This window comes from Methylotenera sp. 1P/1 (assembly GCF_000384355.1).
GTDB lineage: Bacteria > Pseudomonadota > Gammaproteobacteria > Burkholderiales > Methylophilaceae > Methylophilus.
This window is the reverse complement of sequence record NZ_ARWC01000001.1, coordinates 1,925,412-1,938,430: the sequence shown is the minus strand read 5'-3', so window position 1 is coordinate 1,938,430 and position 13,019 is coordinate 1,925,412. Positions and strand designations below refer to the sequence as shown.

General features: G+C 37.4%; 12 protein-coding genes. 1 reads left to right on the top strand and 11 read right to left on the bottom strand.

Translation table 11 applies throughout. The annotated features are described in order from the left end of the window. Positions 1-72: 72 nt before the first annotated feature. Positions 73-678 carry a TetR/AcrR family transcriptional regulator gene (locus A3Q3_RS0109255; RefSeq protein ID WP_020183310.1) on the top strand — a complete coding sequence of 202 codons (606 nt, stop codon included), beginning with the start codon at positions 73-75 and terminating at the stop codon, positions 676-678. 204 nt (positions 679-882) lie between these two features. On the opposite strand, the gene A3Q3_RS0109250 is transcribed toward A3Q3_RS0109255, so the two are convergent. From A3Q3_RS0109250 to A3Q3_RS14160, 11 genes are all read right to left on the bottom strand, one after another. Next, entirely contained in the window at positions 883-1,737 is an 855-nt protein-coding gene (locus A3Q3_RS0109250) for a hypothetical protein (RefSeq protein ID WP_020183309.1), read from the bottom strand. A 182-nt stretch (positions 1,738-1,919) separates the two neighbouring features. Continuing rightward, the gene (locus tag A3Q3_RS0109245) at positions 1,920-2,735 is read right to left on the bottom strand and encodes a hypothetical protein (protein WP_020183308.1); all 816 of its coding nucleotides are present in this window, start codon (positions 2,733-2,735) and stop codon (positions 1,920-1,922) included. A 365-nt stretch (positions 2,736-3,100) separates the two neighbouring features. Beyond that, complete coding sequence (locus A3Q3_RS0109240; RefSeq protein WP_020183307.1) at positions 3,101-3,619, bottom strand: GNAT family N-acetyltransferase; 519 nt, start codon at positions 3,617-3,619, stop codon at positions 3,101-3,103. 16 nt (positions 3,620-3,635) lie between these two features. Beyond that, on the bottom strand, positions 3,636-4,367 hold the full coding sequence (locus tag A3Q3_RS0109235) for a GNAT family N-acetyltransferase (protein WP_020183306.1): 732 nt from the start codon (positions 4,365-4,367) through the stop codon (positions 3,636-3,638). Between the two features lie 596 nt (positions 4,368-4,963). Continuing rightward, positions 4,964-6,057 (bottom strand): IS3 family transposase gene (locus A3Q3_RS13835; RefSeq protein WP_088177900.1). Its coding sequence is split into 2 segments (ribosomal slippage): positions 4,964-5,796 and positions 5,796-6,057, totalling 1,095 coding nucleotides; the frame shifts between segments, so codons are not numbered across the junction. Between the two features lie 386 nt (positions 6,058-6,443). After that, entirely contained in the window at positions 6,444-8,024 is a 1,581-nt protein-coding gene (locus A3Q3_RS0109220) for a toll/interleukin-1 receptor domain-containing protein (RefSeq protein WP_020183305.1), read from the bottom strand. A 73-nt stretch (positions 8,025-8,097) separates the two neighbouring features. Continuing rightward, positions 8,098-8,769: a toll/interleukin-1 receptor domain-containing protein gene (locus A3Q3_RS0109215; RefSeq protein ID WP_020183304.1), complete on the bottom strand. Its 672-nt coding sequence runs from the start codon at positions 8,767-8,769 to the stop codon at positions 8,098-8,100. Between the two features lie 54 nt (positions 8,770-8,823). After that, entirely contained in the window at positions 8,824-10,494 is a 1,671-nt protein-coding gene (locus tag A3Q3_RS0109210) for a serine protease (RefSeq protein WP_020183303.1), read from the bottom strand. Between the two features lie 53 nt (positions 10,495-10,547). Then, positions 10,548-11,576 carry a hypothetical protein gene (locus tag A3Q3_RS0109205; protein ID WP_020183302.1) on the bottom strand — a complete coding sequence of 343 codons (1,029 nt, stop codon included), beginning with the start codon at positions 11,574-11,576 and terminating at the stop codon, positions 10,548-10,550. Positions 11,577-11,676: 100 nt separating this feature from the next. Next, a complete protein-coding gene (locus A3Q3_RS0109200) occupies positions 11,677-12,108 on the bottom strand; it encodes a TIR domain-containing protein (RefSeq protein ID WP_020183301.1) in 432 nt (143 codons plus the stop codon). Then, entirely contained in the window at positions 12,105-12,983 is an 879-nt protein-coding gene (locus A3Q3_RS14160; RefSeq protein ID WP_020183300.1) for a 4a-hydroxytetrahydrobiopterin dehydratase, read from the bottom strand. The genes A3Q3_RS0109200 and A3Q3_RS14160 overlap by 4 nt, the downstream gene beginning before the upstream one ends. Positions 12,984-13,019 lie beyond the last annotated feature (36 nt).

Sequence of the window (13,019 nt, the reverse complement as noted above, 5' to 3'; positions counted from 1 at the left end):
AATTCAATCGCTATTGCCATGTCAATCTTTTTTTGTAACAATTGGTATATTAATTAATTTAAAAGGTTATTCATGACAACTGAACTTAAAAAATCGCGAGGTCGTCCCAGAGTGTTTGACATGGATGAAGCACTGGATAAAGCGCTAAATATTTTTTGGGAAAGAGGTTATGAGGGTGCATCTTTAGCGGAACTGACCGAAACATTAGGCATTAATAAACCCAGCCTTTACGCAGCTTTTGGAAATAAAGAAGAGTTGTTTAAAAAAGCACTATTAAGATATGCAACTGGCCCTGTAGCGTTTGTTAAAGTCGCCATGAGTGAACCGACCGCTTATAAAGTTGCACAGACCTTTTTAGTTAAAGCTGCAGAATTTCTTACTGATTCCCAGCACCCCAAAGGATGCATGATTGTTCAGGGAGCGCTATCCAGTGGTGAAAGTGCTGAAGTCGTACGTAATGTCTTAATTAAGCAAAGAGCCTCATACGAAAACTTATTAGCAGAACGTTTTATGAGAGCAAAAATAGAGGGTGATTTACCATCTGATGCTAATCCTAAGGATTTGGCTAAGTATCTGGCTACCCTGCACCAAGGCATGTCCGTACAAGCAACCAGCGGCGCTACAAAAGAAGAGCTTTTAGAAATGGTTAATCTGGCACTTAAGGCTTGGCCGAAATAACAGGGAATAACAGAAGCATTATCGAGGCTTATAAAAGGAGACTTTATTTCAATTTAGATTGTTGCGGTAAGCGGGGAACACCGATATTCAATTTAATTATGAAATTTACAATTGATAACAAATTGATCCCATACGTGCTACTGAATGCTCTTCACAAGTTGTAGACATTTTCCTGAAGCGCTAACGCAATGATAAGTCTATCTTTTAACCGCCGCTGCAACTTGGATCAGTACAACCGCCACCACTTGATCCGCCGCCGCCAGGACTACCACTACCCGAACCCGCACTACCAGCACCCACCCCGCTTGCAGGCGTGATCATTAGCTGTGATTTTCTATGTGAATCTCCCATTTTCTTGGGAATGAAGTCTTCTACATAATCATGATGATCACGTGTCTGTAGACTTCTATGCCCATCTGCGCCAAATAACACACGCATTCCCACGGTAAAGGTTAATGGATAATCTTTGCCGTCGTTTACTTCGCCATACAAAGAGAGCGGCGTATCGGATGCAGACTTGAATAAGTACTCTGCTTTTAATCCACCACCATGACGGTGACCTGTGTACTGATGAAAAATGCCCGTTTTAAAATTGTCAGTCACATAGTAATCAACACCAAGCCTGTCATAAAATCCTGTACATGAGGTTTCATAATCATGTTCAGCACCCATCACGCCGCCAATGTTGAAACGATGCCAATATTGACTGCCTTCTATGCCTAAGCGACCAATGACTTTACCGTTTTCAATATTCTTATTATTTGAATAAAAATCATGATTGGTTGTGCCTGAGCTAACGCTACCGACAATGCCGATAATGCCTTTTTCCCAGTTACGCTTAAATCCATGCGCAGTGATATTAAAAAGGCCATGATCGTCTGTGCCACCTACAAAGCCACCCAGCTGAAAGCCATAATCCTCACCGATAGCGGTTGTCCATTGCCCAGTGGCACCTACACCACCGTCTACATTTTCTGGGCCGCTAAAGCTTACTGCACCGGCTTTGTAATTATGATGAGATACGGCTATGTTTCCAGAACTCGTTACTTGATCACTCATTGCGAATGCCTGGCAAATATGTAATAAAAAACTCATTGCTGACAACAAAATTATTGGAGTAAAACGCTTCAACATTCACTACTTCCCGCTATTAAAATAAACAAGCGCGGAAGTCTATCTCAGAGGAAAATTTGGTTCTGTAAACAATTATGAAATGAATAGCCAGTGAAGCTTGGATCTTATTATTTCAGATGCTGATGTTGCTGGATGCTACGGCTCCAATAAGAATAAAAGTCGCGAGAGACCTCTAAAAATAAGGTTTTTAAATCATGCTTATTAATGATGGCTCGAATTTTATCAACCGTTTTGCGATAATCCGAATGTGTTTCCGCCTGATTATTTCTGAGCTCAACGGTCAATATTTTTGCGATTTTTTGCCTCGCATCTACTGCATCCTGCGATATTTCTTTATTCAACATATCGGTCATAAAGTAATTCAATAGACTCTGCTCAGTGGTTGAAAGTAGGCTGGATTCTGCCTCCTCCCATAAATCCAGAAGTGATTTGGGTGAGGATGTTAAGCTCGTTAAGTCACTTGATAAATTCAGATACTGTGCACTGCCTTGATATGCAAATTCGGCAGCCCAATAAGGATAAAATAATCGAATCATCTGTGTGCAGAACGGATGACAGTGTTCGTCTACTTCAGCCAAAAACTCGCTCACTGCGTGCCGATAGTCTCCACTTTCAGGCGTTATCTTATAAATATGGGTAGCGAATCTTTGTATAAAATATTCAACTTTGGGTAACTCATCTACTGCAATATAACCAGCTAGAAAATGATCGATAGCCTCTAGTAATTTTTGATTGAGAATGAGTGACTGACTTATTTTTTTTGCCAGTTCTTTTAATTCTGCATTATCGCTGACTTTTGCATTCAAAATAGTCTGAAGTGCGTACGACTCATCTGTAGACATTTTAGTGACGTTCACCGCACCTATGAATCGCCTCGCTTGCGTTGCAAAACGCGCTAGTAACACCAATTTATTATTCTTCATTTTAACCACCTCAGTACATTACTAACTCATGAACGTGTCATGGATTGAATTTAATTGTACAAATGGTTTAGATGCTAAAAGCTGACTTCGTAGAATTTTACAATTTACGATCCCTAAGATATTCGATTGCTTGCCCTGGCAGCATGATATTTCCACCAAACGCTTTGATTAGTAATTGCTTTTTTGCTCATTATGGGAGAAAAGTTTTTAAGTGGTTACTTTAAACAATGGTTGCCTTATAGGCATTACCCCATATCGGTGAGCTGGAACCATAAAATGGCTGTAAGAGGTAAAACAGACACGGATTTGTGTTCTCCTGACGTATCGCATTGCTCTAGAATATATTTCGTGGCCAAACACCCTAACTAGAACTTAACAATAGGCGTTGTTACAAAGTAGACCATTTGCAGCTCATCAATAAATTTGTTATTTATTTTGACCGACTCAGGTTCATGCGCAAATGTTTCAAATCCTGCCGAAGTATAAAGGTGTATAGCCCTTTCATTAACCTCCAATACCGTGAGATATAACTGCCTTAAGCCTTGGATAGACTTTGCTTGTGAAATAGCCTCGTTTACTAGTGCCTTGCCAACACCTTTACCAGCTGCAGTTCTATGAACGTACATGCGTGATAAAAGCGCTTTATGTTTTAACTTTTTACGCCAATCTCGTTCAACACTTACGGTACCTATCAAATTAGAACCAATAAAGGCACCTAAGGTAAAACTTTCATTTGTAAACACTGTTTGGATTTGCAGCAAAGACTCATCTTCTATAGATATTCGAAAACATTCGTCTTGCGCTATCAGTGCATCCCGCCACAACTCTGCATGTACGCCTTGATCAGTCTCTACGAGCCGCCGAATATGTATACTCTTCACCATTCATTAACCCTCACAACTACCCACGCTGTACAAGTAGGTATTTGGTTAGATCTGTAAGTGATACTAGTTGACTGCCATCATCAGTAAAGTTGTCCGGTGACAGCCATCTCTCAAAGGTATTATTCAGTGCAGGCCATTCCTGGTCAATGGCTGCATACCACGCTGTATCTCGATTATGTCCTTTAATGACTGTAGCCTGCCGGAAAACACCTTCATAGGAAAAACCTAACCTTTGCGCTGCATAGCGTGAGGGCATATTAAGTGCGTTACACTTCCACTCGCAGCGACGATAGCCAAGCTCGAATGCCTCTTTTATCATAAGCCACATCGCTTCAGTAGCAATCGTCGTCCGCTTCATCAGCGCTGAAAAATTGAGATGACCTATTTCTATTGATCCACTGACTGGATCTATTCTTAAGTAACTTGCAAGCCCAACCGCTTTACCTGATTCATTACTGATAATGGTAAAGAATAGAGGATCTGAATGCATACAAAAATGCTCGAGCCAATCTCTATAGGCAGCGAAAGAATGAAAAGGCCCGTATGGTAAATATGTCCAGCTTCTGCCTTCCTGATCTAATACATTTGCAGCATGAAGTTCTTTGGCGTGTTTATTGATATTTAAGGGTTCTAATCGACAAAATCTACCCAATAGTACTTTTCTTACTGGCTGATAAGCTGATGTCCAACCAGTTACCGGATGCCCTATTATTTGTCCTAAAGTATTTGTATGTTGTTCTTTCTGCATGTTTCTGCCTCATGTTCTTACTGTATAAACGAAAAAGGCCGCGGGGTTTAGTCCGCGGCCTTTATGAAATCTATAACACTAATTAATTCAAGTTTTTCCCCGGATAAATGCATTAAAGTCACCCGCCATGGCGGCGCGGTGCTTAATTAGTGTTACGCGAATAATTGGGAAGCTCATGAGCATGATAATCGCATTAGTATGAATATTTAGTCAAGGCTAGATTTAATCGTAAATGAAAAGATTTAAGAAAACTGATTCTGGTATTCCATTTTGGCTGGAGTTAATCATTGATATTTGATTACTTAAAATATAGATATTAGTAGAAACCTAAAGGTTTAATTACCTCTATCAATTATTTTGCATTAATCATGGCATTCGACAAATGTCGAATGCCGGAATAAGTGAAAAAAACACTACTGATTATTAAGTCTTTTTTCAATTAATTGATTTCTCAAAATCAATATACTGCCAGTTAAATGCAAATTTTCAGATTGTGTGCCAATAAAAGAGCAAAATAAAATTCTTACATCATGTAATACAGTGACCTGCCCCCTGTAACACTACCAACCGATTCTGAAAAAAAGTCCGTTTAAAAATCATGTTGCTTGTCTAAGTTTTTGTGCATAAATAGCTGGTGGAATGCGCCCACAGCTACTATGCGGTCTTACTTCGTTATAATCTCTGCGCCAGGCTGATATTACCTTCCTAGCTTGCGCCAATGTTTCAAACCATTGTTCATTTAAGCATTCATCTCTAAATTTACCATTGAATGACTCAATATACGCATTCTGGGTTGGCTTACCAGGTTGAATCAGTAAATGCTCTATACCGTTGGTGTGCATCCAGCCCATAAATACACGACTGGTAAACTCGGGACCACCGTCGGTTCTAATCGCCTGTGGAAAGCCTCTAAATATTGCCGCTTGCTCTAAGACTCTGGTGACATACAAACCACTGATGCCATGATCCACTGCAATATCGATACATTCATGGGTCTTGTCATCTGCGATTGTTAAACACTTGAGCTTGCGTCCATTAGCTAAGCTGTCCATCACAAAGTCGATACTCCACACTTGATTAGGCTCATCAGGTATTAGCAACTCTGCACGTTCTGTGATGGGTCGCTTGGCTTTCTTACGTCGCTTTACCGTGAGCTTTTGCTCAGTGTAAAGACGATAAACGCGTTTGTGATTCACCGCGTATCCTTCAAACTTGAGCATATCGTGGATACGTCGATAGCCAAATCGCTTACGTTCATGAGCGAGTTGCTTAATACGCTGCCGAAGTAATACTGTTGCTTCTTCATCCTGCGGCGGGTTGCGCCATGATGATCTAGATAACCCCACCAAGCTACAAGCTCTACGCTCTGACAACATGCCAGCATCAAGGATACGTTGTATGCCTACTCGTTTTGCTTGTGGGGTTAGCGCTTTACCCCAAAAGCCACTTTAAGTGCGGAGATATCCAAATGCGCTTCTGCCAGCAGTTTCTTAAGATCCGCGTTCTCGCGTTCTAATGCACGAAGACGTTGTGCTTCGGTGCTGTCCATACCACCAAATTTGGCGCGCCAACTATAAAAAGTACCAACACTGATGCCTTCTCGCCGACATAAGTCGGCAATTGGAAATCCTGCTTCTGCTTCCTTCAAAAAACCAATGATTTGTTCTTCTTTATATCTGCTCTTCTTCATTACGCCACTCCTGAAAGTGGACTTTATTTCAATTTAGATTGGTATGGCAAGCGGGGAGCAGGTCAGACACAATGTAGGTTCTCTTATAAATTTCAATTGCTGATTATATAAAATAGTAGGTTAAAAATCATAAATGAGAATGGCTAGTATTTTTTCACATTTTAATTTGAAAAAACCTACTAATTCTCATAACGCTAAATATAGGCAAAACCTCCATGCACGAGTTTTTATTGTTATATGTAATCATCAGTTATGAATGCATTTATCCTGCAATAACAGAAGGTAAATATAGCGATGTAAGTATCGCTTTTAATTTAATAAAAAAACTTACATTTTCATGTTTTGGTTTACAAATTGGTAAAACAAAATCACTTTTAATTTTTGAGTTACCAAATCAAAAAAGTATTCTGACCGCTTATATTATATGAATAGTTATTTAGATAAACAGAGCATAAAACAATTGTGTTTTCGGAAGTTGCACTTTCTGGGACTGGTATTTTTATAGTAGAGATCCTAAAATTTTTCATTTGATTATAATTAACATCCGTGTTGATTCTAACGTATCCCTCATGAATTGGTTTAAACCACTGAAACTGATTATTTTCCATGAAACCTAAACCACACCAAACCATATGTACCTTTAATGTTTTTTTCTCACGGTTTTCGATTAATAGCTCATCTGCATTAATTTCCAATAAGTTTTCACCTAGAGTAATGTCACCCTTAAATTTAATTGAAAATGCTGCTGTTGTAACACCACTTACTGTAACTCTGTCGTCCTGATGAATCCAATTAAATTTGAGAGGTAAGTTTGTATGGTTATTAGTCAAATATAATATTGGTGCTGTAAAAAGTAGATTGGATACATACACAAAAATCCAAATCGGCCATACTTTATAATAACCATGCGTTATTGATACTCCTCTAATAATCCCCGAAATATTCCACAATATAAAATAGCTTCCAATTACTAAAATTGAAAAAAATAGAACAATCTCATAATTGGATAATTGGCCAATAAAGGCATCTACAGCTGGTTGAATATAAGGGTTGCTCTGAACACTTTCATAAAGAATGTCTAGTGTGCGTTCAGACATGGAAAAATTGATTAGAGTAAGTAATAGTGACAAATATATCAAACTTGCGGCTAGAAGATGTATTGATATGCTAACTAATTGAGTGAAATAAAAAGTTTGCTTATTTAGATAAACAGAAAAGCAGTAGATTAAGCCTCCGAAAAATGATAAATAATATCCTAGTGATTGAGCTTTAAAGAGAGTGTATAAAAACGAATACTCCAATCGCAGATTAGTGACGGCATTAAAAGATAGAAAAAAGAAGGTCAATGATAGAACCAACTCACCAAAAACTAGACCGATACTTTTTGAAGAAACTATAAGAATTCTAGATGTTGCGCTAATTGGACTAAAACATAATCGAGAAATTTGACTTGCTGATAATGACAACCACTGAATGACACTCTCGAAAGAGTTGCTTTCAGACTTGCCCTGTTTGACTTTGTACTTGTGTAATATCTCAATAAGTTCATTTATAAACTTCGTACTTGAGATTGTATTCATATCAAAATTCAATGCATGAATTTTATGAATCCACTTAAACTTAGAGGGCAATATTGACTTTAGATTTTTTGATTCAATTCCAACGCATACTGGAACAATTGGTATCTTTAGTTTACTTGCTAACTTTAATTCCTCTTCTAGATAATCTGTTTGGTCAATATTTAAACTATCTTCTTCCTGCTCCCAAGACTTCCCTATAATCAATACTATTACTCTTGAACCTGCTATTCCAGCTCGAATTTGTGGAAGCCATTCTGTCCCAGATTTAAAGTTTGAATGTGCAAATATAACTTCATCGTAGCCAAATTCCCTCACTAAATGCTCATAAACTTTAATACATCCAATTTCAAGATCTGCAGATCTATAAGATATAAAAATTTCTTTCATATAAAGTTATATGTGAAACTTAAGATGGAAATATAATTGCTATCAATTTGGAAATCTCTAAAGTCTTAGATATCTACATAATTTCACGCAAAAGATCTTGAACATGTTCAGAAACTCTGGGGTTATCAACAAGCATAGTAGGATTGAATGTTGCATAATTTTCTCGAACAAGTTGACCGCCATATTTTAGTGCTTCTTGAAAATCGTCTTGGCCAAGAACTATGAAAGGATTATGACCAATTGATTCCAAAAGTCTCCAAATGTCTCTAACGCAATAAGGAGGATTTTCTTTCAAGGCTTTTGATAAACGGTAATTTGAAATTTTGTGAACTAGTCCAACAATTTTCACTATCCCTGCGTAATAATCCTTTTGTAAATCTATGAATATCTTATCTTCGATAAAGTCAGGGATTTCTGCCTCACCAATTACTATTGGAAGCATGACTACTTTTCCTTCAAGTTGCTCTCGTGTAAGTGCCTTCTTGTATTCTGTTTTCGTCCAAACTGTTTTGTTGTAATTTGGAGTAATTAATATCGCAATGTATTTTGATTCATTCATTGCTTTTGAAAGCTCCTCAGTCAAACTTTGGCCGATTTCAAGTTCCCAATCATCAAGCCAAACATCAATTGAACAAAAGTTTAAAGTTTCTGCTAGCCTAGTCGCCTCTAATTTGTCTTTTGATGAATGACTTATGAATATATCTGGTTTACTTGTTCTACGTGCACCTCGTTCTACAAGCATCATGCTTAACTTCTCCTGTAACTATATATTTAGTTAATTTATGGACAGAAATTGAAATCAACTCTTAGATAACGCAGCTCGTATTGCAGATATCGTAATCCCTTCATTCGCCTCATAGAACTCAGGAGGAGGCTCTATTTTTAACTTAGGCATAGCTGACGAACCCGCATGATGTATGGCAATTACTTCCCAGTTCGCGTTAAAAACAGGGCTACCGGAGTTTCCAGGTTCGGTAGGTGTACGATAATGTACTAAGCGCTCATTCGCACGATCAAGGTCTAATATCTGTGCGTCGTGTAATGAAACTTGTAATGATGATCCATTTGGATGTCCTATTACAAAAGCTTTAGTTGAACCATCAACTATCGGCAGCCGATTGGAACAAGTGAGCCCCTCAGCGTTTCTGGGTGTTGAATCTAGTCGTAATATCGTAACATCTAAATTTTCGGTCTTTGGTAGAAGTTGCCCTTCGTTTCCTGGTGGTGAAGAAAATAAAATTTCGGTGAATTTATATTTTTTCCCAACGAACTCGCCTTTTTCAGCAGTATCTAGATCAAAAGTAACGAATGCTCTGTTAACAGGAAGCGCATTTGGTAAATCATCGCTTACGACATGACAGTTTGTAACAAATACTAGCTCATCACCCCATTCAATTTTAAGAGCATTGCCTTTTACTAAGAAGCCTGTACCAAGTCGTCCGTTATCCTCACTTACAACACAGCCAACAGAAATACATTTTTCTAACATCTTCTTAATAGTGGCTACACTAAAAAATCTAGCGTTTCCGAAATTTTTTTCTAACCCACCTTTAGTATTTGCCTGTGAACTTAAGGTGTTTATTTCTTCAAAACTGAATTGCCTGAACTCTGAAACCCTATCGTTGTTTCTAGCAATCATTGCAGCCATATTTGATGCTAAACCGCCATTGTTTAAATAGGCATTTGCATCCCATATTTCTTTTAATTGACGCTCTAGGCTGCCTGTTACAAATGGATACAATTCAGGGTGATCAAATAACTTATACAAACTCCACTCTGCAAGGTTTTCTTCACCACTTGCCAAATAAAGTTCAGCAAGTGTTGGAAGCGACCATATGTCATTTGGACTTTGTGCTCTTATTTTCAAAGCCTCATTTATTACTTCTTCGATAATGGTTGGTAACCTAACAAGCGCTGGGTGACTTATATTTTTTCTTTTTGCTGCGGACAATAGCGCAACAGCATTAACTCCATGCCAACATGGATCTGAGTATTTTTTATCATCATACAAAGCCAAGTATTCATTAATTGCATCAATTAATAGCTCCTCTTCGCGATGAACAACATAATGTTGTTTTTTTATTCTGCATAATAACCCTTTAAGTTCTTTGAACTCTTTAATTCCAATCTCAGGTTTAATTTGACTAGCAATATCGATAGTTTCTAGTATCCATTTTTCTGCTTGGTCTAAATGATTTAAATTGATTAATGCTTGTGCTTTATGTCTTGATATTTCTGCATCAAAACCATTAATCTCTAACCACAAGTATGATACTTTCAAAGTTATATCGTAATGATGATGCTGATTTAACCTTCGACAAATAGACCTTATATGCGGAAGTTGTATTTCATAACTTTTGGTCTTGATAAGATTTTCAATAATTACGTAAGCATCATTTATTCGCCATGTGGAAACATTTGGCCATTCATTATTGATTAGTTTTTTAGCTATTTCTTCTGCAGGTTGCACAGTATTTATCCCCGAAGTTTAAGTTTTATTTAATTGGCAAACTTAATACGAACCTATTCAGAAATATCAAGATTAGACTTCAATTGGTCGCGTAACAATTTCCCTGATAAATAGTGACTAATATTATGTCTCCAAGAGCCCCAGTTGCTCTCTTTAATATCAATAACTGACTTACTGTTTACTTGTTGATAGTCATTATTTAGTCTAGGGTCAAGGCCGCATATTGGATCTAGTGGGTCATAGATATTTATCCAATGATTTAATTTGTCTGATGGGAAATCAATTTTCTCAGCGTCCAATGCTTTAAGCTCCTCTTGCACTTCTGTAATTCCTAAAGGCGAGCCTAGGGTAATTAAAGTGTCTACTTGAGGACAATTCGATACGTTCCGCAAAACATCGTAGGCAAGCATAGTTCCCATACTGTGCGAAACAATTATTACTTTTCCCCCATTATTTGATGCCTTCTGCAAGTCTTTGATTAGTCGGTCTCGAAGCTCACTACGAACTTGATATGTTTTTTTCGAATTAGGGACGGTATATGGCTTATCAAACAAGAAGTAGTATGCTTCCATTGTTGCTTTTTTTATGATGTTTTGTTTGATTGGTTCTGGTAACCAGCTTGCTATTTCATACCTTTCTTGAGTAGAGGATACTAGCAACGTTTTTTGTGCGTTGTCTGAAGGTAGTTCGGAAAGTCTAGTGGCAATTTGTCGTTCAATTTGTTGAATCAGTCGTTGTTCTCTTGGAGTCAGTTTAATAAATTCAGGTTGTAACGTTTCTGCCCCCAGCCCCTCAGATTTTTTCATAAAATCGTTCAACTCTGTAGAGTTGACTGATTCGAAATAACTTGCGAAATCTGTATCATAATCGTCACCATAAAAAACATCTGCCCAATAGGTGAAGAGAGAATTTACTCCTTGATCGCTGAGATCAATGCCGGAATTCTTGTTACCAAAGACTTCTGGGTGAGGATTATGTGCTGAAAGCGCTCCTAACCATAAATTACGTAAATTATCCGGAGAAGGTTTTTTCGCTAAACCATGAACAAACACTATTGTTGCAGAGACGCTATGCTTGCACATTATTTAACCCCTTATTGTGTTGAGTTTGATATAACTCAAACTTTTAATTACTTCATAGCTGTTACTTAATTACTTTCAAAAGATACTAAAACTGACAATTTCACAAATTGTATAACTTCCAAATTCCGTCTACTACTGAATCACTATTCCAACCAACTTCTAAATCAGCATTATTGGAGACAATCTCTGGCACTCTTAGACTACCTCTCGGTACAACAGCTAAGATTGGCTTTCTATATTGATTTGCTCCCTCTATCTCCTTTTGAATCCATCTGCTGTGAGCAGCATACATTCCCATAGGAATTACAATCACATGACTCATTGCCATTTGATTAAAAATAGCCCTTTTTAGTTGTAAATCATTGTCCGCGTTATGTATGGGATCATGTCTAGGAACAGAATAATTGCGTAAATCTAGAGAGGCTTGACCAACAGACCAATTTTTTTCAAATATCCAATTTGCTAAAGTATCGTAATCAGCTGAGTACGCCCATGCATGACTTATGAAAACATGTATCTGTATAGTACTCATCTACTTTTCTTTATTACACTTTTAAATGCCATATTCATGTAAAGAGCAAGATTTAAGTCATAAATTGTTACTCTGCGCTGAGCATCCCATGTTGTTAAAGAAACGGTTACATGATTGAATACATTTCTCCACTCTGGGTGATGGTCGAGAATTTTGCAGTGATTTGAAACAAGATCAATAAATTCAGCGGCTTGATTGAAGCCAATAAATTTAAACGTTTTTACCAAGTACCTTACATCAGCAACCCCGAAGTTATCCACATACCAACCATCAAAATCATCGTATTTTAGAGTCTGTAACAACTCTGTATCTAATAATGGTTGAGTCCTTGCTTTTGCAAGATCAGGTTTTGGATACTCATCTGCATCTGGTCTTTTTTTCAGTGATAACCTTACTGCTAAGTTGTCGAGCAAAGATCCAATCAATCTAGGCCAATTTGCATAATTGATTGAAATAGCATTTATTTCTTCAAGAAATTTTATATTTGAGGGTAAATCAAAATTTTCGAAATAATTTTCACAATCAGCAAATACTGGAATAATTGCTCTCTCGCTTAAGCCAAATCTATTTGAATCTGAAAAAGTAAAATCTGCCGATTTAGCATAGCTGATTTCTTCAACGACCCAATCCTTGCGTTGTGAGCTTTCAAGCTCATTTTTTGACATCCAGTTTTTTCCAATTAGGACTATGGCAGCATGCGATCCATCAATCATGCTTTTTATCCTATTTGGAAAATTTTCACCTGCTTTTATTTCCTCTACATCAACTGACACCCTAACAAACTGCAATCTTTTTTCAATTTCACTTTTAAGTAATAATGCTATTGGTGCGGTATCTTGTCGTCGATAACTTATGAAAATAGTAAATGGAATCATAAAACCTTTTAATTTTGTAACAGGTAAACTAAATCA